Origin of the sequence: Acinetobacter seifertii (assembly GCF_000368065.1) — a bacterium.
GTDB classification, from domain to species: domain Bacteria; phylum Pseudomonadota; class Gammaproteobacteria; order Pseudomonadales; family Moraxellaceae; genus Acinetobacter; species Acinetobacter seifertii.
The window spans coordinates 1920237-1942303 of sequence record NZ_KB851200.1; the positions used below are offsets into that span (position 1 = coordinate 1920237).

Consider the following 22067-nt stretch of genomic DNA (forward strand, 5'->3'; position numbering starts at 1 on the left):
ATCATTCAAGGAGTATGAAGATGAGTTATGAAAACCGCTGGGAAACAGTAGATGTTAAAGTTGAAGATGGAATTGCATGGGTAACACTAAACCGCCCAGAAAAGAAAAATGCCATGAGCCCGACACTCAATCGTGAAATGATTGATGTGCTTGAAGCGATAGAACTTGATCAAAATGCACGTGTGCTTGTGTTGACAGGTGCAGGTGATTCTTGGACAGCAGGCATGGACTTGAAGGAATATTTCCGTGAAGTCGATACCCAACCAGAAATTTATCAAGAACGTATTCGCCGCGACTCATGCCGTTGGCAGTGGCAACTTCTTCGCATGTATTCAAAACCAACCATTGCTATGGTCAACGGCTGGTGCTTTGGAGGCGGTTTCTCACCTTTAGTGGCTTGTGACCTCGCAATTGCAGCAGATGAAGCAACTTTCGGTTTATCTGAAATTAACTGGGGTATCCCACCGGGTAACCTTGTAAGCAAAGCAATGGCAGACACTGTTGGTCACCGTGCCTCTTTGTACTACATCATGACGGGTAAAACCTTTAGTGGTAAAGAAGCTGAAACTATGGGTCTTGTGAATAAAAGCGTACCCCTTGAACAGCTAAAAGCTGAAGTGACTGAGCTTGCAAACTGTCTACTTGAGAAAAACCCTGTGGTTCTTCGTACCGCTAAAAATGGCTTTAAGCGTTGCCGTGAACTGACTTGGGATCAAAACGAAGACTACTTATACGCCAAACTTGATCAATGTATCCACCGCGATACAGAAAATGGTCGCCAAGAAGGTTTGAAACAATTTTTAGATGAAAAATCAATTAAACCGGGTTTACAGAGCTATAAACGTACTGGTTAACTTTTGATTCTCTAATGGCAATGTAAGGACACAACCCATGCAAAATGTACAGTTACTTATTCACGGTCAATCTGTTGATGCATCAAATCAGGCAACTTTTGAGCGTATTAGCCCTATTGATGGATCAGTGGCAACAAAAGCTGCTGCTGCAACTTTAGACGATGTTGATCGTGCAATAGACTCGGCACAACAAGCTTTCAAAGTATGGTCGAAACTCTCGCCTACCGAACGCCGTTTACGTTTGTTAAAAGCAGCCGATTTAATGGACCAAAAGACCGAGCAATTCATTGAAACTGGAATGCAAGAAACAGGTTCAACTGCAACATGGTATGGGTTTAACGTTCATCTTGCTGCCAACATGTTACGTGAGGCAGCAGCCATGACCACACAAATTGACGGAAGCCTCATTCCGTCAGATGTGCCGGGCAATCTTGCGATGGGTGTGCGAGTTCCTTGTGGTGTGATTGTTGGCATTGCACCTTGGAATGCCCCTGTCATTTTGGCAACACGTGCGCTTGCTATGCCTTTGGCTTGTGGTAACACGGTAGTGTTAAAAGCATCGGAAGCCTGTCCAGCAACACATCGTCTCATTGGTGAAGTGTTACATGAAGCAGGTCTTGGCGAAGGTGTGGTGAATGTAATTACGCATGCCGCTGAAGATGCACCACAAATCGTGGAGCGTTTAGTCTCTCACCCAGCCGTGAAGCGTATTAATTTTACGGGTTCAACCAAAGTCGGAAAAATTATTGCCGAGACTGCGGCTAAATATTTAAAACCTGTTTTACTTGAATTGGGTGGTAAAGCCCCTGTTGTGGTTTTAAATGAAGCTGACATTCATGAAGCCGTAAATGCAGTTGCTTTTGGAGCATTCTTTAATCAGGGTCAAATCTGTATGTCAACCGAACGTGTTTTAGTTCAAGACAATATTGCTGACCAGTTTATTGAAAAGCTGATTGAGAAAACCCGCGCTATTCAAGCAGGTAATCCAACCTCAAAAGACAATGTACTCGGTGTTTTAGAAAGTCGACGTGCTGCAAACCGCATTCAGCATTTACTGGAAGATGCACAAAGCAAAGGTGCTGACTTACCTTTAGGCATTCATATTGAAGACACCACTATGCAACCAACACTGGTGCTCAATATTAAACCCGACATGCTGCTTTACCGCGAAGAATCATTTGGACCTGTATGCACAGTTCAACGTTTTTCAAGCATTGAAGAAGGTGTAGCACTGGCAAATGACAGTGAGTTCGGTCTGTCTTCGGCAGTGTTTAGCCAAAATATTTCGCAGGCATTAGAAGTCGCTCAACAGATTGATTCAGGTATTTGTCATATTAACGGCGCAACCGTACATGACGAAGCTCAAATGCCATTTGGCGGAACAAAATCGAGTGGTTACGGACGTTTTGGTAGTAAAGTCTCTGTTGCCGAATTTACCGAACTACGCTGGATTACCATTCAAACCCAATCACGTCATTACCCGATTTAGTCAGGGTAATGCGGACAACAACATATTAAATAAAAATTGCATGATGCAAAAAATGAAGCGCAGTGATGCGCTTTCCATGGAGTGAAAGAAATGCAAATGAATGCCACTCAATCACAAGACCGCGAACGGTTCGTAAAATTAGGGCAACATGATATTCATTATCACCATAAAGATGACACGCTCTATATCAGCCCAAAAGAGCAATTAAAACCGTATCCACAAAAACTGACAGATCGGTTAATTCATTTTGCACAAACTAAACCAGACCATATTTTTGCAGCAAAACGCAATGCTCAAGGTGAATGGGTCAAACTGAGTTATGCAGAAGTTTTACAACGTGCATGGCACATTGCTCAGGCTTTACATGAACGTAAGTTAAGCCAAGAAAGACCTCTGGTCATTTTAAGTGGTAATGATCTTGAACATTTAACACTATCTATGGCTGCCATGCTGGCAGGTGTGCCTTTCTCTGCTATTTCACCCGCCTACTCTCTGATTTCTCAAGACTTTGGCAAACTTAAACATGTGTTTGAAGTGCTTACACCTGGCATGGTCTATGCCAGCGATGGACAAGCTTTTGCCAAAGCGATTCAGGCATGTATTACATCCGACATTGAAGTAGTGACCAATAAAGGCATTGTAGGCGATCAGATTTGCACGTCTTTTCAGTCGCTTTTAGATACGCCAGTTTCAAATGTTCAAGAGTTTTATCAAACCCTTGATGAAAACCAAATTGCCAAATTTTTATTTACATCAGGTTCAACAAAACTACCTAAAGCTGTGCCGACCACGCATTTAATGTTGTGTGTTAATCAGCAAATGTTATTGCAGACTTTCCCTGAGTTTGAAGAAACACCACCTGTCTTACTCGACTGGCTGTCTTGGCACCACACGTTTGGCGGCAGTCACAATGTCGGCATCGCGCTCTATAACGGCGGTACCATTTACATTGATGACGGCAAACCCGTTGCAGGAAAATTTGACGAAACTATTCGTAATCTCAAAGAAATTTCTCCAACCGTTTATTTAAATGTGCCAAAAGGTTGGGAAGAACTCACTGAAGCTTTAGAAAAAGATGAAGAATTAAGAGACCGCTTTTTTGCCAAAGTTAAAATTTTATTCTTTGCAGGTGCAGCACTTTCAGAAGCGGGTTGGAACAGACTCGATAAAATTGCTCAGCAACATTGCGGAGAAAAAATTCGCATTATGAGCGGATTGGGTATGACCGAAACGGCTCCCTCTTGTGCTTTTACAACTGGCCCACGCGTAATGGCTGGCTTTATTGGTTACCCTGCTCCGGGATGTGAAATTAAGCTGGTTCCATGTGGTAACAAACTTGAGTTTTGTGTTCGTGGCAAACATGTCATGAAAGGTTATTGGCGTTTAAAGGCAGACCAACAAAGCACTGTGTTTGATGATGAAGGCTTTTTCCATACTGGTGATGCTGTTCGTTTAGTCGATGTGAATGATCCAACTAAAGGCTTGATGTATGACGGGCGCATTGCCGAAGACTTTAAACTCAATACGGGTACTTTTGTGAATGTGGGCACACTACGCAACAAAGTACTGATTCAAGGTAATTTACTGGTTCAAGATGTTTGTATTACAGGTTCAAACCTAAATGCGGTTGGTTTTCTGATTTTTCCAAAATTAGAAGCGTGTGCTCAACAAGCTGGCCTTAAGCTGGGCGAACATTCTCCAGCAGAGATACTACAGCATCCTAAAGTCCAGCAATGGTTCCGCCAATTTTTAACGACCTTTAATAAAGATGCGACCGGTAGCTCAAATACAGTCTCAATGCTTTATTTAATGACCGAGCCACCTCAACTCGATGCAGGTGAAGTGACCGATAAAGGCAACCTCAATCAAGGCAATATTACCAAGCGTCGTGCTGCTTTAATTGATGAACTTTATCAAAAACAGGCCGAAAACCCGCTGATTATTCGGGTACCCACCTTAAAGCAATAAGTAATTGAAATAAAAAAGGAAGCTCAAACTTCGGTTTGGGCCTTAGCCTCACTTTTGCCTAAAAAAAGGTTCAACATGCCACACGATACAGAATTTGAACTATTTCGAGATAGCTACCGTAGGTTCTTAAAAGAACAGGTTGCTCCGTATTACGAACAGTGGGAACACGATGGCCTCATCCCACGTGAACTATGGCTTCGCCTTGGGGAAAATGGCTTTCTGTGCGTCGATGTGCCAGAGGAATATGGCGGTTACGGCGCTCCTGTTCATTACTCACTCATGCTGGTTCAAGAAACTGCTCAAGCTGGTTTTGCATCTTTAGCAGTTGCTATTGGCGGGCAAAATGAGCTGGTCTCTCCTTACCTACAAAATATTGGAACTGAGGAGCAAAAACGTTATTGGCTACCCAAAATGGTGACAGGTGAAGTCGTCACTGCAATTGCCATGACCGAAGCGAATGCTGGTTCAGACTTACAGGCTATACGCACTCAAGCCATTTTAGAAAATGATCACTACCGCGTGAATGGTTCAAAAACTTTTATTTCAAATGGTTTACATGCCGATCTGATCGTTCTAGTTGCAAAAACCGATCCACAAGCCAAAGCGAAAGGCATATCAATTTTATTAGTCGATGCTGCGTTAGATGGCGTTAAAAAAGGTCGATCTTTGCAAAAAATTGGATTGCATGCCCAAGATACAGCCGAACTATTTTTTGATGATGTTTATGTGCCTGCAACTCAGCGTTTGGGTGAAGAAGGACAAGGTTTTGCTTATTTAATGCAAGAGTTACCGCGTGAGCGTTTAAGCATTTCTATGATGGCATTGGGGTCGATTTTGGGGGCTATTGAAATCACCAAAGACTATGTGCTGGAGCGTAAAGCTTTCGGACAATCTTTAAGCCAAATGCAAAACACACGCTTTGTGCTGGCAAACGCGCAAATCAAAGCGAAAGCCGCCCAAGCCTTTGTAGACCAATGTGCGGCTCTGTATCAACAACACCTGTTAAGCGTAACCCAAGTTGCCGCATTGAAGTGCTTTATTACCGATGTCCAATGTGAAGTGATTGACCAATTACTCCAGCTTTTTGGTGGCTACGGTTACATGCAGGAATACCCAATCTCACGCTTTTTTGTGGATGCACGGGTACAAAAAATCTATGGGGGAACCAATGAAATTATGAAAGAAATCGTGGCCCGAGAACTGCTCGGAAAATAATTCGATTTAAAAACCAAATAAGGCAGACACAACAACTATGCCTTATTTGAAAACAAAAAATGTTATTTCAGGAAGAAATGCGATGTCGAAATTATGGATGTACTCTACCCTTATGCTCTCAAGTTCAGTGTGGGCTGGCAATTTTATTGATAACAGTTCAGTAGAACTCACCACACGAAATTTCTACTTTGACCGAGACTATCAAGTCCCATCAACTTATCCAGCAGCGAGGGACTGGACACAAGGGTTTATTCTCAAAGCAAATTCAGGCTATACCGAAGGAACCGTTGGTTTTGGGCTAGATGTACTAGCAACAGCAGGTTTTAAACTAGATGCAAGCGCCAAATACGCAGGTACAGGCAATTTACCTAGAGACACGCGTACCAATGAACCAGCAGACTCTTATGGAGAAATTGGTGTCACAGCAAAAGCTAAAATGAGTCAAACTGAACTACGCATTGGTACCCTAATGCCAATGAACCCTGTTTTAGTGGCTTCACCTGCTCGATTGCTTCCTCAAACCTATCGAGGAATTTCACTCACCAGTAAAGATATTAAAGATTTCGACTTACAAGCTGCCTATATCGATAAGGTAAATCAAAGAGATTCAACCAACTATGAAAAAATTAAAATTTCTGGGGTAAATGGTCGATACAAAAGTGCTGAGACGAGCGGCCTTTATTATTTAGGTGGAAACTATCAGTTTAACCCTGCACTCAAACTCACCGCTTTTTATATGGATGTTGATGATCTTTATAACCAAACCATGGTGGGTGCATTACACCAATACAAAATTAATGACACCACCAACCTGAGTTCACAATTACGTTACTACCGTAGCCGAGACGATGGACAAGCAAAAGCTGGCTTAGTCGATAATGACCTTTATCATGCACATTTCGAACTTAAACACCAAAATCATAAATTTATTTTTGGAACCTTCCAACATTACGGCGATACGGCTTTTCCATATTTGACTGGAGGTGAAACTGGGCTCCTTATTGATACATGGCCGGGTGAGTTTTTAAACGCAAAAGAAAAAGCCTATAGTTTCCGCTATGAATATGACTTTAAAGATTATGTACCGGGTTTACGTTTTATGACCCGTTACACCACAGGTCACAATATTTATGCACCTAACTTAGGTGGAACCAATCTAAAAGAGCGAGAAACAGACTTCGATTTAGGCTACACCGTTCAAAGTGGCTGGTTAAAAAATCTAGGGTTACGTGCACGATATGCCATTTATGACAATAACATGCTCTCTACAGCAAATATCAAACCTGTAAACGAAACCCGTATCAACATCGACTACACATGGAAATTTAAATAATTCAAAACAAGAGGTTCTGTCACATGTAGAACCTCTTTTTAATTTCGAGAAATTCATCATGAAGAAAGTTGTAACGCTACTCTGCACAATGAGTCTGATTGCCCTGACTCACGCTGAAACTCAATATAGCCCACCACCCATTCAGCTTGAACCTTTAGCAAAATTTAGTGTTGATTTAAATGCCCCTGTTTGGGAGTTAGGCACAACCAGTGATGCAGGTAAACGCCGAATTATTCCCATTACAGGTGGGACATTCGAAGGTAAAACACTTAAAGGCCGTATTTTAAATAATGGTGCAGATTGGCAAATCGTTGACAGTAAAGGACTAGCCATTATTGATACGCGATATTTATTAGAAACCGATGACGGTGCACTTATTTATCTTCAAACCAAAGGTTACCGACATGGCTCAGCCGAAACGCTAAAACAGCTTGCCCAAGGCAAAGATGTTGACCCGAAAAATTACTATTTCAAAATTACCATGCAGTTTGAAACCAGCTCACCTAAATACTCATGGCTGAACCAGACCGTTGCGGTAGGTAGTGCAATGCGCTTGGGCAAAGCGGTTATTTATGATGCCTACACGGTGAAATAATAATTTTTATAACACTTACAAAAGGATGGACACTTCATTATGGATCAAAAAACTTTAGAACACTTACCGCCCATCCATCACCATTTGGGTGGACACAATATCCATTGGAATGACAAAAACACTGAACTCACCATCCACTACACAGCACTAGAAAGCTTTACCAATCCACGCGGCACAGTTGAAGGTGGCATGATCTGCGCCATGCTTGACGACGTGATGGGACTTTTTGCATATCTCGCCAATGACCATAAACCCGCTACCACCATTAACTTAACGATGGATTTTTTAAGGCCCTGTGCTGTAGGCGAAGTCATTACAAAATGCCGATTCATTAAACAAGGCAAAACTGTACTGAATCTCGAAAGTGAAGCTTGGCAAAACAACAAAATGATCGCACGAAGCACAGCTAATTTTTTGGTTTTAGATTAATTACAAACATTCATTCAATAAGGATATGAATAAATGAATTACACCAACAATAAACAAATTTTGACCCGCTCCGCTTTAGTGCTTGCCATGCTTGGTGCTTTGGCAGGCTGTGGAAGTGATAATGATGACACAACGGTTTCCTCAACAACCAAACCACCACAGTTGTCTCCTGCTGTGGGCGTAAAAATGACAGGAAGCTGTACGGACTTACTCGGATTTCAATACAACAATACGGTCATTAGCTCCTCCACTCTTCAAGAGACAGGCACATTGACTGTCGCCAATAGACCGATTGGCGCTCATTGTTTGGTTAAAGGTTATATGGATCAGCGTATAAGCCCTGTTGATGGACAAACCTATCAAATTGGTTTTGAAATGCGCCTACCTGTTGACTGGAATGGTCGTTTTCTCTATCAAGGTAATGGCGGAACCGATGGTAATTTAGTCCCTGCAACAGGTCAGGTTGGTAGCGGTGGACCACTGACCAATGCTCTACATGATGGTTTTGCTGTTATTTCCTCCGATGCTGGACATAACGCTTCACAAAATCCAATGTTTGGTTTAGACCCTCAAGCCAGAATCAACTATGGCTATGGTGCAATTACCAAGCTCACGCCTATGGCAAAAAACCTAATTAAAGCCGCATATGGTAAATTGCCAGACCGCTCCTATGCAGGTGGCACATCTAACGGTGGGCGTCATGCCATGATTGCTGCAACCCGTTTGGGCGATCAATATGATGGAATTTTAGCAAGTACACCGGGTTTTCATTTACCTCGTGCAGCCGCAGCTCAACTCTACACAGCGCAGCAGCTTCGTCGTGTCGCAACAGATGAAAATGATCTAAGTACTGCTCTTACTCTTTCGGAACGCAAAGTATTAGCAAAAGCGATTTTAGATCGATGCGATGCCTTAGACGGTGTTGCAGATGACTTGGTTCAAGATGTCGAGGCTTGCCGTACAGCTTTTGATATTCATAAGCATGTACCAGTTTGCTCAAGCACAAGAGATGGTACTTGTTTAAGCACCGAACAAATTGATGTATTAGCCAACATTTACCGCGGCCCTGTAAATTCGGCTGGACAAGCGCTCTATGCAACCCAGCCTTTCGACCCCGGTTTAGTCGGTAGTAACTGGGCAAGCTGGAAATTTGAATCTTCGGTGGGAACAGCACGTGACCCAGTTGCAGTCGGCATTCTTTTTCAAGTTCCACCAGACCCAACAGTGACTCAAAACTCTAGACAATTTGCCTTTAATTTTAACTTCGATACCGACTATCCAAAACTATCGGCAACTAATGATATATACACCGAAAGTTCGATGTCATTCATGATGCCACCCGATGAACTTAACCTAGATAAACTCCGTAATCACGGTGGAAAAATGATTGTGATACAAGGCACAGCAGACGGCGTTTTCTCTGTAGATGACACCCAAAATTGGTACGATCAACTGCTACAACACTATAAAAATGATGCAAAAGGTACAGCACCTGAATTTGCACGTTTCTTTAGAGTTCCGGGCATGAACCATACCCGTGATGGCATTGCGACCGACCAATTTGATGCATTGACTGCTTTAGTTAACTGGGTCGAATATGGCCAAGCACCTGACAAAATCATTGCGACCGCACGCGGCGCAGGTAACCCAAGTGGTCAAGTGAATACTGAGCTTCCTCAAGACTGGGCACCAGACCGTACCCGCCCACTTTGCCCTTATCCACTGATTGCCCGTTACAATGGTCAAGGCGATAGTGAAAAAGCTGAAAACTTTAGCTGTAAATAACACCCTATAAAATTAAAAGAGAGCTGACCTATGCTCTCTTTTTTTATTCTAATAAGTATCACTACTAAATCATTATCAAATGATATTTCATCCAATGCCTGCATCACTGCTAAGATAACACCGAAAACCAAAAACTCATTTCGATATGCAAAATCAGACTGCTCCAAATCTCCCCTCAACTCAACTAGGAAAAGCACTGCTTTGTCTTATGACATCGGCATTATTATTTTCCATTATGGGGGTGTGCATTCGTTTTGCTTCGCAAACAGTGGACAACGCGACCGTCGTGTTTTTTAGAAATGCTGTAGGTTTATTTATTTTTATTCCGATGCTGTTTAAACAGGGTTTAGACTTTATTAAAACCGATAAACTCTGGATGCACACGTGGCGAAGTCTAGTCGGTCTTGCTGCAATGTACGGTTTTTTCTATGCCATAGCGAACTTAAAACTCTCAAATGCCATGGTTTTTAGTTATTCATCTCCTATCTTTATTCCACTGATTGCATGGCTTTTCTTAAAAGAAAAAATTACCAAATCGATGATTTTTGCTGCTGTTATTGGACTCATTGGGGTTTTATTTGTTGCTAAACCCGACCAAGGTTTATTTAATGCACTATCTTTTATTGGCTTGGGTGCATGCTTTTTATCCGCAATGGCTTTTGTGACTGTAAGAGCTTTAACCAGTACAGAGCCGCCTGAGCGTATTGTTTTTTATTTCTGTATTTTTGGTAGTTTGATTTCCTCTATTCCGATGTTTTGGCATTGGCGTATTTTCACTTGGCACGAATTAGGCCTACTGATTGCCGCAGGACTTTTAGCTAATATTAGTCAACTATTTATGTCTTATGCTTATAGCTTAGCGCCAGCAGGACAAATTGGCCCCATGAATTACATTGCCATTATTTTTGCAGGAATATGGGGATTTGTTTTTTGGCATGAATTACCGGATCTGTTTAGCATTATCGGTATATTTATTATTTTATTTGCGATTTTGCTCTGTAATCCATTTTTGCAGAAAAAGTTACTTTCTCGATTTAAGGTCTAGATATAACCCATTCTAATATTAGTTTTTATAAAAATTGAAAGCTAATCAATTGTTATAAAAATCTCACCATATTCAATTTCTTCAAAAACTCTAGCTCTGCCGTGTGCATTTAACCCCTCATATTTAATTTTTGCATTCCAAGAATCAACAATTTTCTTCGCGATTAATAAAGTCTGCTCCGTTGTTATCTCGTCATGTAGGCTTGTCAATTCTATGAGATTCATCCAAAACTGAACTTTGTTTGTCTCTTCTACTTTTTTTAAATTATTAAATTTGTCTTGATCAAACTCACTCTCTAAAAAAATATGATTTTCAATTATAAGGAAATCAGGAAAAATCAAGTTTAGAATCTTAAAAAGTAAATCTACGGGTAGTTCTTTAATTTTAAAAATTGAGTAAATATATTCAGTATCACCAAAGAAGTTTGGCTTATTTATATTTTTAAAACTTTCAAAACTTAAATCACCATCTTTTTCATCCATACAATTCAACCCATCACTATTTATAAAACTAATTTATCACGATACTCATTTGGTGAAATGCCCGTCCAGTGACGATAGGCTTTTCGAAAGTTAGAAGTGTCTGAAAAGCCAATTCTTTCGGCAATTTCATCTACGGTTAAAGTCGTCTCTCGCAAATATTCATCAGCAAGACGGCGCCGAGTCTCATCTAAAAGTTCTTGATAAGTTAAATCAAAACCTGCCAAGCGCCGATGTAAGGTTCGCTTTGACATATGTAACCGTTCAGCCATTTCTTGAGCCGACGGAAAAAGCCCCGTTCCATCCAATAATATTAAACGGATTGTTTTCACCAACTCAGGCTCTTCAAGTTCAGCAGCACCAAGCATCCGCTCACAAAAGGACTTACACATATCCGCAGTAATCGGGTTAGCATTTGGGCAAGGTACATCGAGCCACTTTAAATCAAAGTGCCATTGCATCACCCCAGCATTAAACTGAACGGGACAATGAAAAACTTTTTCATATTGTTCTGCATAGTCAGGCGCAGGATATGGCAACAAAAGTTTCTTTGCTTGAAATGGCCCTTCAAGCACACGTTCAATTAAGGTTTGCATGGAGCTAAACCAAAACTCGCACACCAAAGGCAGAAGCTTACCCAGTGCAATAATGTCCTGCCCTTCAAAAACCGCAGCATCATCTCGAATATAAAAAGACTTCTTTAAAATAGGCCCTGCAAGTTTAATATGCCGAATGCCCAGCTCTACAGCTTGTCTAAAATTACGCGAAGAATAAAGCGCATAGCCATATACCCCGAAATCTGACAGTCGCTGCTTTTGCCCTGCGCGTAGTCCAATGAGTGGATCATTTGATAGACGTTGAATATTTTGAAATAACTGAATTTTTTGAACTTGAGAAATATATAAAGAAGATTGATTTATAGCATCAGGCGAAATATTTGTGCCAGACAGAACTTCTGATATTGAATGGCCTTGCGAACCCATTTCATCAAATAAACTCGTCAAACCTAGTAAATATGTATTCGAACTTAAGGATGTATTATCATAATTTCCTTCAATAACAGTATTTGCATTTTTATAAATATTTTTAGGCATTTAACTCACACCATCCCTAGAGTGACATGCATAATGGCACTAAACTACCTCTTGTTGTCTCAATTTAACATCGACCATACCGTGCTTCAAGCATAAAGTATGATAAGCAAAAGTATGGAAGGAACAATAATGGAAAGCTCCACTTTAAAAGAATATAGCGGCTCTGCCACTGAACATATGGAACTTATTTTTTCCAAACAACGTGCCAACTTTGGGGCAGATCCCTACCCAAGTCTTGAAGCACGCCGCACAAAACTGCATCAACTCAAAAAACAAATTATTCGCTATCAAGATGCTTTAGCTACCGCGATTAATGCTGACTTTAGTTCAAGATCACTCGATGAATCCAAATTACTCGATTTGCTTGGTTCTGTGTTAGAAGCCGATCATGCGATTCATCATTTACGTCGCTGGATGCGTCCAAGTAAACGCCGTACCGAACTTTTATTTTTATCAAACCGTTTAAGTGTGCAATACCAACCTAAAGGCGTGGTGGGTGTCATTGTTCCTTGGAACTTCCCTGTTTATTTAGCACTTGGTCCACTCATTGCCGCGTTAGCTGCGGGAAACCGAGTCATGATTAAACTCCCTGAAATTACCCCGAATACTAATGCAATGCTTCGACGCATGCTTGCCGAAATTTTCAATGAAGATGAAGTGGCGGTTTTTGGTGAAGAAATTACAGATCCTGCTAGATTTACCACTTTGCCATTTAACCATATTGTCTTTACTGGCTCTCCTGCCATTGGCAAAGTCGTCATGCGAGCAGCTGCTGAAAACTTAACGCCTGTGACACTTGAGTTAGGTGGTAAATCACCAGCAATTGTAAGCCGCAATTACCCTCTTGCCGATGCTGCAAAACGTATTACGCATGGTAAAGCAACCAATAGTGGTCAAATCTGTGTAGCACCTGACTATGCATTGGTTCCCAAAGAGAGTATTGATGAATTTGTGGATGCAGCAAAATCCAGCTTTATAAAAATGTTTAGTCAAAACATTACAAATAATGAGAATTACACATCGATTGTAAATGACCGTCATTTAAAACGTATTCAAGATATTTTGACTGATGCGCAAGAAAAAGGTGCCCATATTATTCCTTGCGACACGTATAGCTTTGACCAACAAGGTCGCAGAATGCCTGTACAGATTGTGCTGAATTGCACGCCAGATATGCGCATTATGAAAGAAGAACTCTTTGGCCCTATTTTACCTGTGGTGGCTTATAACTCTTTAGATGATGCGATTACCTATGTGAAATCAGATGAACGACCTTTAGCGCTTTATTGCTTTACGCATAGCTCAGTAGAACGCAACCGGATTTTACGTGAAACTCATTCGGGTGGCGTGACCATTAATGATTGGGGTTGGCATGTAGTTAACCATGATGCTCCTTTCGGTGGTATAGGTAACTCAGGCATGGGGTCATATCATGGTGAAGAAGGTTTTCGTGAACTTTCACATGCAAAAACTGTATTTATTCGCCATCGATTTTTCCCGACGCAGCTTTTCCACCCTCCTTATGGAACATTCTTGCAAAAACTGGCAATTCGCTTTTTCTTGAAAAAAGGTGATCCAAATATTAAATAATAGATTATAAAAAAAGCCTCGTAATGAGGCTTTTTTTATGGAGTTTAAAATAATAAAATTTCTAATAAAACCACTAAAATTTATCTAAATATAATCAACCTTTTGTGCTTTTAAAATATCAAGCTGCAACATCTTTTTCTTTTTATATTTATAGGCAATAAATAATCCAACAAACCATACTGGTGAAAACTCTAAAGCAATCAGTGTGTCATGATCTAAAGCTAAAATGACGATAGTAAAAACTAAAAATAGCATCGTCAGCCATGCCATAAATAAACCACCCGGCATTTTATATTTTGACTGAATATGTAATTCAGGGCTTTTCTTACGATAATAAATATATGACATCACAATCAACATAAATGTAAAAATACATAAAATTGAAGTGAGTGCTGAGATAATCGTAAACGCCGTCATAACATTTGGAACAATGAATAGAATTGATGTCCCAAGCGTTACACAAGCCATTGAAAACACAAGCCCTCGAATTGGAACTTTTCTTTTAGACAGCTTACTAAAGCTTTTCGGTGCATCGTTGTCTAACGCTAAACCATATAGCATACGGCTGGTTGCAAAAATTCCACTATTTGCCGAAGAAAGAGCTGAGGTTGCCACAACGAAGTTAATTAAACCTGCCGCAATTGGTAAGCCAACTAACGTAAACATTTCCACAAATGGGCTTTTTTCTGGTGAAATTTTTGCCCAAGAGGTAACTGCAATAATACAAACCAATGCGCCCACATAAAACAATAAAATACGTAAAGGAATAGAGTTAATTGCTTTTGGAAGTGAGGTGTGCGGGTCTTTGGTTTCAGCAGCAGTTGTACCAACCAACTCAATACCCACAAATGCAAAGATGGCAATTTGGAAACCAGCCAAGAAACCTGTTACACCATAAGGAAACATAGATTGTGTTTCAAACAAATGGCTCACCGAAGCTTTGACTCCATTCGGAGAAGTAAATCCGGTACTAATTAAATAAATACCCGCCAATATAAATAGGATAATTGCGGTAATTTTGATGAGTGAGAACCAAAACTCAAGTTCACCAAATAGCCGAACTGCTACAAAGTTAAGTATGGTTAATATGGCTAATGAAGTAAATGCGGGGATCCAGACGGGTAAATCGGGATACCAAAACTGCATGTACCCTCCGATTACAATTACATCGGCAATCGCTGTAATAATCCAGTTACACCAATAAGACCAACCGAGAAAAAAACCTGCCCATGGACCTAAATAAGCGGTTGCAAAATCGGCAAATGTTTTAAAGTTCGTGTTGGCAAGCAATAACTCACCCATTGCTCTCATCACGAAGAAAAAGAAAAAGCCAATAATTAGGGTGTGTTGACACTTTTAGCTTAAAAAAATAGCGAAGTAGTAAAATCAAATCGCCAAACCCAATTTTACTATTCGCTATGCCTCGTACTATGCTGACAGATCAACACTGGCAAAAGTTGAAAGTTATTCTGCGTAATTTATCCATTCACCACAACTCAAATTTACGCAATTTTATTGAAGCTATTCTCTATAGAATTAGAACAGGCTGTCCGTGGCGAGATATTCCTTGCTGTTTTGGTCATTCAAACTCTATTTTCAAACGTTTTAATCGTTGGTCAAGCAGCGGTAAGTTTCTTAGATTATTCAAATTACTAGCCTCATGCCCCGATATGGAGTGGATTTTTATTGATGGCTCTCATGTACGTGCTCATCAACATTCTGCCGGCATAGCGAATCAATCTATTTCTAAAAGTGTAGGAGGAAACTCCTCAAAAATACATTTGATTGTTGATGCACATGGCAATCCTATTGATTTCATGATTACCGATGGAACCACACATGATGTTAAAGTTGCACCTGATTTAATATCAACATTAGATTTAAAAGAGACAAAAGTGGTATGTGCAGATAAAGGCTATGATTCAGAACCACTGCGTGAACAGATCAGGAAAACAGGGACTAAAGCGAATATACCAAAGAAAACAAATAGCCAATCGAACAATGACCATATGGACTGGTATTTATATAAAATCAGGCATTTAGTTGAAAATATGTTTTGTAGATTAAAGCAATTTAGAGGAATAGCTACTCGATATGACAAGCTCAAAAGAAATTATCAAAGTTCTGTTGCTTTAGCATGTATATTTTTATGGCTACCTTTATAGGGTTAATTATGAACAGTAAATGTCAACAAACCCTAAATAGGTTAAAATAATTGAAGTCCCAGAAACACTTAATGTTTTTCCAGAACCCATAAATAATCCGGTACCAATTGCACCGCCAATCGCAATCATTTGAATATGACGATTGGTCAATGAGCGTTGCAACTTTTCCTCCTCTTGCTCAGTCATATGCTGACTGCCTAGGAGGTCTCCTTCCAGGAACTGCTTTCCTTTATTATTACTCATGTAATATTAGCTCCAATTTATAGCAACCGTTATAAAGGTTTTAATAATATGAGTGATATAAGCTTCGATTAAGCCGAATAAATCATCTTACCAATATTATTAAAACCACTTATAATTTAGTAAATTCCATTTTTAAATCTTAAAATAGTTATTTAAAACAATAAAATATAAACCATAGAATTATCCCGTTATACCTCATCATCTGAATATCTAAAAGGAAATAATAAGTTCCATTCATTCAATTAAGATGATGTATATCCATATCAATTTTTGACTCAGGGATAATATAATATTCCTCATAAAATGTGGTGAGTTGTAAAAACTCACTGCTTAATTAACCGCCATTTGCAAATATTGAGTATTTTCCAGCCTATTTACAGCTTTTAATTTTGAATCCTGTTGAACATTAATACTCAATATTCGAACCTCTGCCCCATTTTGAACATTCAACTGTTTAGCCTGCTCTAAACTTAGTTGTATTCGATTTTGATAAGGTGTGCTGTACACCACAATTGCCCGATAATTTTGATAATCATCATTGGCAACAATATAAGGTTCATCACCTAAACTTAGATGACTAGACTCTACAATCTTTACAGTTAAAATCTGACTTTCTTTAATGGCACGTAAATTTTCAATATCGGCCTGTAGGGTTGCGCCGCCATCAAAAATATCGACATAGCCTTTATAGCGAAGTCCTTCTTCTAGCAAAAGATTGTAAGCAGGTCGCGTATTTGGATGAACCATTCCAATTGCCGCTTTAGCATCGTCTGGCAACATATCGACATAGAGTGGATGTCTCGGCATCAGCTCGGCAATAAAGGCCTTTTGCCCTATTCCACTTAAATAGTCCGCTTTGGTAAATTCAATATTAAAAAATTTATGGCCTACCGCATTCCAAAATGGCGACTGCCCATTTATATCGGAATAGCCACGCATTTCAGCCACAATCGTTTCTTCAAAGTATTGGCGAAATGCGGACAAAAACAAGAAGCGTACTTTAGATAAAAACTTGCCATTTTTATTTAAACGATAGTCTGGGTCTAAAAATAACGTACAAAGCTCACTACAGTTGGTATGGTCATTACTCAAGTACAAAGTCGGTAAAGCGTTATAAACACTTAAAGGTTCTGACGCATGAACTTGAGTACCCACATGGAAGTTATACCAAGGCTCTTTTAAACCGAGCGCGACCTCAATACCGCAAACACCCACGACTTTGTTGAGTTCAGTATCTTCTAAAACAAATAAGTAAACCTGATCTGCTTTTGGGAGTTCGCCTGCTATTGTTTTACATGCTCTTTCAATACGTGCAGCCAACTTTTCCATATTTGGCTGCAAAGATGTCAAACCAAAACCCGCTTTTTGAGCCAAAAGGTAAAGATCATTAACATCCTTAGGTTCAATGTAGCGAATAATCATCATGCGGCTTGTTCATCCTTTTGAATTTCTACAAAGCGAGCAAGTGCACGTTCAAATCGTTTTAAACCTTCATCAATATCAGCAAATGGAATAATTAAAGACGGCGTAAAACGTACAACATTTGGTCCAGCAATCAAACTCAGTAAACCTTCCTCACCCGCAAGGTTATTAATATCTTTTGCTTTACCTGCAAACTTATCTTTTAAGGCACAACCAAGGAGTAAGCCTTCTCCACGAATCGTTTCAAAGATTTCATATTTTTCATTTAATTGATTTAAAGCGTTTTTATAGTAATCATGACGCTCTTTTACACCTTCAAGCACTTCTGGCGTATTAATAAACTCAAATACAGCACCAGCAACTGCGCTTGCTAATGGGTTACCACCATAAGTTGTACCATGTGTACCCACTGAAAAATGCGGCGCAAATTTATCAGTTGTTAACATTGCACCGACTGGGAAACCACCGCCCAAGGCTTTTGCAGTGGTAAGAATATCCGGAGTAACACCAGAATTCATGTAGGCATAAAGTGAACCAGTACGGCCTACACCAGTTTGTACTTCATCAAAAATAAGTAAGGCACCAAACTCATCACAGAGCGCACGTAAACCTTTTAAAAATTCGATTTCAGCAGGAATAACGCCACCTTCACCTTGGATCGGTTCAACAATGACTGCACAGGTTTGTTCATTAATGACTGCTTTGGCAGCTTCTAAATCATTGTAAGCAACATGGCTAATGCCGTTTGGAAGTGGTGCAAAGTCTTGTGAATATTTTGGCTGACCACCTGCTGAAACGGTAAACAAGGTACGGCCGTGGAATGCATTATTAAATGCCACAATGCCACTTTTGCCTGCCACACCGCTGTCGAGTCCAACTTTACGAGCAAGCTTTAATGCTGCTTCATTCGCTTCTGCACCTGAGTTACAGAAGAATACTTTGTCTGCAAATGTATTTTCGGTGAGTTGTTTCGCAAGGCGTAGAACGGGTTCATTGGTATAACCATTGCCGACATGCCAAAGTTTTGTTGCTTGTTCTGTTAACGCATTTACTGCCACTGGATGCGCATGACCTAATGCGTTTACTGCAATCCCGCCTGCAAAATCGATATATTCTTTATTTTCTTGATCCCAAATACGTGAACCTTCACCACGTACCGGAATGAAATTTGCCGGTGCAAAAACTGGAACCATCCACTCGTTAAAGTCGCTACGAGAAACTGCAAAATTATTCATCTTATCTAGTCCATTAAATTGAATTATTCGGGTGAGCTAATGCCCCTATTATTCAAAATCAAATTGATTCACAAAATTTGTAATTCAGCAAAAAATGAATTATTTTTTACCAATTTGATAATTGACAATGACATTATGGACAATATTGATCAAATTATTTTAGGTTTACTTAAAGACAATGCACGGATGTCTGTAACCGAGTTAGCCGAAAAAGTTCATGTTTCAAGAGCAACCATTAAAAAGAGAATGGAGTATCTTGAGTCTTCAGGCATCATTACTGGCTATACAGTTCGTTTTAAACCCAATGCAGAACGCAACGTTATCCGTGCATGGATGAGCATTATGGTCGAAGGCACCAAAGCACAGTCTGTGATTAAAGAACTACGCCTAGAAAGTGCGGTGGAATGTCTGCATAAAACTAATGGGAAATGGGACATTTTAGTCGAGCTACGCTCTGACACCTTAGAAAACTTTGACAAAGTTTTAGAACGAATCAGGAATATTTCAGGTATTTACAACAGTGAAACCAGCATTCTGCTTGCTAGTCATAAGACTTGATCATTCACTTTAATTTCGAAGAATAAGAATTGATGAGCTAAGCATAAAGTTTGGCTCATCCCCCCATTCCTACAAAGAAATTTCCTTGAACACCCACTATTAAAATTAAAAATCATTACAACCATAGTCCATTCTAAAAAGTCTCAATAAATTTTTAATTTTTTTTAAATAATCAAATCAAAAACTTAAAATTCAATTTGATTTGAATTCTCACTTTTTTCACTCATTCCCCTCATCAAGGCATTTGACAGAAAAATTAAAACATAATACATATAGTATTATATGTTATATGTTAAAACCTAAGGACAAGGTATAAGAAAATGGCTAAAACTCAACTACAACACTTTATTAACGGCGAATATGTTGCTAGCAAAGCAAATGATTATTTCGACTTGGTGAGCCCAGTGACTGGTGAAGTTTATGCACAGTCACCCAATGCAACCGATGCAGAAGTTGACGCAGCGTATGCCGCTGCAAAAGAAGCATTTAAAATTTGGGGACGCAGTACACCTTCGACTCGTCAAAAAGCATTACTTAAGCTAGCAGATGCTATCGAAGCAAATGCTGACCGTTTGATTGAAGCTCAAAGCCGCAATACAGGTCAGTTAAAACACTTAATTGCATCTGAAGAAGTCGGTGTATCGGCAGATCAAGTTCGTTTCTTTGCAGGTGCTGCCCGCTTACTCGATGGCTCAGCAACTGGTGAATATTTAGAAGGTTTAACGTCTTCTATTCGCCGTGAACCCATCGGTGTAGTTGGTCAAGTTACGCCTTGGAACTATCCACTTATGATGGCAATTTGGAAAATTGCTCCAGCGTTGGCAGCGGGTAACACAGTGGTACTCAAACCAAGTGATACTACACCTGAAAGTACCCTTTTACTGGCAGAAATTGCTGCACCATTTTTCCCTAAAGGTGCATTTAACGTCGTGTTAGGCCAAGCGCAAGTCGGTTCAAAAGTGGTATCACATAAAACCCCTGCACTCGTTTCGATTACAGGTTCGGTTCGTGCAGGTTTACAAGTTGCAGCTTCTGCCGCAGCAAATTTAGCAAAAGCTCATCTTGAACTTGGCGGTAAAGCGCCTGTACTGGTTTTTGAAGATGCGGATCTTGATAAAGCAGTTGAAATGATTGCTTTAACAGGCTATTTCAACGCAGGCCAAGACTGTACTGCTGCAACGCGTGTGATTGTAGCTGAAGCTGTTCATGATGAATTTTTAGCTAAACTTGTTGAAGCTGCCAAAAATACTCGTTTTGGTGATCCAGATGATCAAGACGCTCTTTATGGTCCACTTAACAATGCCAACCAATTGAAAAATGTTAAAGCCTTTATTGACAACTTACCTGCTCACGCCAAAGTTGAAACAGGTGGAAAACAAGCAGACCGTCCAGGCTTCTATTTTGAACCAACTGTTATTAGTGGTTTAAAACAACACGACGAAGCCATTCAAAAAGAAATTTTTGGACCAGTCATTACCGTTCAAAAATTTACAGATGAAGATGATGCGATTGAAAAAGCCAACGATGTTGAATATGGCTTAGCTTCAAGTGTGTGGACCAAAGACCATGCCCGTGCCACTCGTCTGTCACGTGAACTCGATTTCGGTACAGTTTGGATTAATACCCATATTCCTTTAACCGCAGAAATGCCACACGGCGGCTTCAAAAAGTCAGGTTATGGTAAAGATTTATCTGGCTACGGTTTTGAAGAATATACCCGCGTTAAACATGTGATGAGTTCAAACGAATAATAGCAATGAGCTTTGAAAGGAGATCAAAATGAATAAGCAAGAAATGAAAGACTTGGTGACTAAAGCCCATCACGAGCTATTTAATTTGCACGACACCACTGCTCTTGATCGTTATTTTTCTGAAGACTTTATAGAACACTCACCACTGGTTGCCAATGGTATTTCGGGTCTGCGTCAATTGGTAGAAGACTGCCCAGACATGCAACACGAAGCTGTACGGGTACTGGCAGATGGTGACTTGGTTGCGATACATGGCCGCTTTCAGGGATTAGATGAAAACCCTTTGGTTGGCTTTGATATTTACCGAGTAAAAGACGGCAAAATTGTGGAACATTGGGATGGGCTTGTAGCAGAAGCAGAGCCAAATGTAAGTGGTAGAACCCAATTAGACGGCCCAACCGAAATCGTAACTCACCATGACCCAGAGAAAAACCGTGAGATCGTGACGTCTTTCTTTAAGAAGTCATTAATTGATGGGAATTACGACGCTTTCAAAGAATACACTCATGGCGACCAGTTCATTCAGCATAGTCCTGATATCGGAGATGGCGTTAAAGCAGTCATTGATTTTTTGAACAATATCCGTAATGAAGGACAAGGTTTGGTATACTCCAAAACGCATCGCTCCATTGCTGATGGTCAATTTGTATTGACACATTCCGAAGGCAGTATAGCTGGAAATCGACATGCCTATTTTGAGTTATGGCGAGTTGAAAATGGCAAAATTGCTGAACTTTGGGATGCAATACCAGCTGTTCCTGAAGATGAACAGGCTGTCCATGGTTATGGCGTGTTTTAATAATTATTTATCCGCTTC

At 40.1% G+C, this 22067-nt stretch carries 17 protein-coding genes and 3 pseudogenes; 14 read left to right on the forward strand and 6 right to left on the reverse strand.

The annotated features are described in order from the left end of the window. Positions 1 to 14: 14 nt before the first annotated feature. From F985_RS16525 to F985_RS16565, 9 genes are all read left to right on the forward strand, one after another. Complete coding sequence (locus F985_RS16525; RefSeq protein WP_171056853.1) at positions 15 to 854, forward strand: p-hydroxycinnamoyl CoA hydratase/lyase; 840 nt, start codon at positions 15 to 17, stop codon at positions 852 to 854. A gap of 37 nt (positions 855 to 891) precedes the next feature. Beyond that, on the forward strand, positions 892 to 2343 hold the full coding sequence (locus F985_RS16530) for an aldehyde dehydrogenase (RefSeq protein ID WP_004702848.1): 1452 nt from the start codon (positions 892 to 894) through the stop codon (positions 2341 to 2343). Positions 2344 to 2424: 81 nt separating this feature from the next. Then, on the forward strand, positions 2425 to 4311 hold the full coding sequence (locus F985_RS16535; protein ID WP_171063664.1) for a feruloyl-CoA synthase: 1887 nt from the start codon (positions 2425 to 2427) through the stop codon (positions 4309 to 4311). A gap of 75 nt (positions 4312 to 4386) precedes the next feature. Next, the gene (locus F985_RS16540; protein WP_004702850.1) at positions 4387 to 5526 is read left to right on the forward strand and encodes an acyl-CoA dehydrogenase family protein; all 1140 of its coding nucleotides are present in this window, start codon (positions 4387 to 4389) and stop codon (positions 5524 to 5526) included. Between the two features lie 82 nt (positions 5527 to 5608). Continuing rightward, positions 5609 to 6859 carry an OprD family porin gene (locus F985_RS16545; RefSeq protein ID WP_004702851.1) on the forward strand — a complete coding sequence of 417 codons (1251 nt, stop codon included), beginning with the start codon at positions 5609 to 5611 and terminating at the stop codon, positions 6857 to 6859. A gap of 58 nt (positions 6860 to 6917) precedes the next feature. Continuing rightward, entirely contained in the window at positions 6918 to 7454 is a 537-nt protein-coding gene (locus tag F985_RS16550) for a DUF3237 domain-containing protein (RefSeq protein WP_004702853.1), read from the forward strand. A 39-nt stretch (positions 7455 to 7493) separates the two neighbouring features. Further along, positions 7494 to 7883, forward strand: a complete 390-nt coding sequence (locus F985_RS16555; RefSeq protein WP_004702855.1) for a PaaI family thioesterase — start codon at positions 7494 to 7496, stop codon at positions 7881 to 7883. A 33-nt stretch (positions 7884 to 7916) separates the two neighbouring features. Then, positions 7917 to 9668, forward strand: coding sequence for a tannase/feruloyl esterase family alpha/beta hydrolase (locus F985_RS16560; protein ID WP_004702857.1), 1752 nt, complete (start codon positions 7917 to 7919; stop codon positions 9666 to 9668). Positions 9669 to 9813: 145 nt separating this feature from the next. Next, a complete protein-coding gene (locus F985_RS16565) occupies positions 9814 to 10713 on the forward strand; it encodes a DMT family transporter (protein WP_004702859.1) in 900 nt (299 codons plus the stop codon). Positions 10714 to 10754: 41 nt separating this feature from the next. Here F985_RS16565 and F985_RS16570 read toward each other — a convergent pair whose 3' ends face one another. Together F985_RS16570 and F985_RS16575 are read right to left on the reverse strand one after the other, a co-directional pair. Then, positions 10755 to 11195: a hypothetical protein gene (locus tag F985_RS16570; RefSeq protein WP_004702861.1), complete on the reverse strand. Its 441-nt coding sequence runs from the start codon at positions 11193 to 11195 to the stop codon at positions 10755 to 10757. A gap of 20 nt (positions 11196 to 11215) precedes the next feature. After that, entirely contained in the window at positions 11216 to 12286 is a 1071-nt protein-coding gene (locus F985_RS16575) for an AraC family transcriptional regulator (RefSeq protein ID WP_004702863.1), read from the reverse strand. Between the two features lie 129 nt (positions 12287 to 12415). Here F985_RS16575 and F985_RS16580 point away from each other — a divergent pair, with 129 nt between their 5' ends. Further along, positions 12416 to 13876, forward strand: coding sequence for a coniferyl aldehyde dehydrogenase (locus F985_RS16580; protein ID WP_004702865.1), 1461 nt, complete (start codon positions 12416 to 12418; stop codon positions 13874 to 13876). 84 nt (positions 13877 to 13960) lie between these two features. Here F985_RS16580 and F985_RS16585 read toward each other — a convergent pair. After that, positions 13961 to 15217 (reverse strand): annotated as a pseudogene (locus tag F985_RS16585) (amino acid permease); the annotation flags it as partial. A gap of 77 nt (positions 15218 to 15294) precedes the next feature. Between F985_RS16585 and F985_RS16590 the strand changes: the two are divergent. Beyond that, positions 15295 to 16060 (forward strand): annotated as a pseudogene (locus F985_RS16590) (IS5-like element ISAba31 family transposase). Positions 16061 to 16074: 14 nt separating this feature from the next. On the opposite strand, the pseudogene F985_RS16595 reads toward F985_RS16590, so the two are convergent. The 3 genes and pseudogenes from F985_RS16595 to F985_RS16605 form a co-directional block, all read right to left on the reverse strand. Beyond that, positions 16075 to 16284, reverse strand: a pseudogene (locus F985_RS16595) (hypothetical protein); the annotation flags it as partial. 330 nt (positions 16285 to 16614) lie between these two features. Beyond that, a complete protein-coding gene (gene astA / locus F985_RS16600; protein ID WP_004702872.1) occupies positions 16615 to 17709 on the reverse strand; it encodes an arginine N-succinyltransferase in 1095 nt (364 codons plus the stop codon). After that, the gene (locus F985_RS16605; RefSeq protein WP_004702875.1) at positions 17706 to 18941 is read right to left on the reverse strand and encodes an aspartate aminotransferase family protein; all 1236 of its coding nucleotides are present in this window, start codon (positions 18939 to 18941) and stop codon (positions 17706 to 17708) included. The genes astA and F985_RS16605 overlap by 4 nt, the downstream gene beginning before the upstream one ends. Positions 18942 to 19076: 135 nt before the next feature. Between F985_RS16605 and F985_RS16610 the strand changes: the two genes are divergently transcribed. From F985_RS16610 to F985_RS16620, 3 genes are all read left to right on the forward strand, one after another. Then, complete coding sequence (locus F985_RS16610) at positions 19077 to 19499, forward strand: Lrp/AsnC family transcriptional regulator (RefSeq protein ID WP_002001056.1); 423 nt, start codon at positions 19077 to 19079, stop codon at positions 19497 to 19499. A 320-nt stretch (positions 19500 to 19819) separates the two neighbouring features. Then, positions 19820 to 21250: a gamma-aminobutyraldehyde dehydrogenase gene (locus F985_RS16615; RefSeq protein WP_004702878.1), complete on the forward strand. Its 1431-nt coding sequence runs from the start codon at positions 19820 to 19822 to the stop codon at positions 21248 to 21250. Positions 21251 to 21278: 28 nt separating this feature from the next. Continuing rightward, positions 21279 to 22049: a nuclear transport factor 2 family protein gene (locus F985_RS16620; protein WP_004702881.1), complete on the forward strand. Its 771-nt coding sequence runs from the start codon at positions 21279 to 21281 to the stop codon at positions 22047 to 22049. Positions 22050 to 22067: the final 18 nt, after the last annotated feature.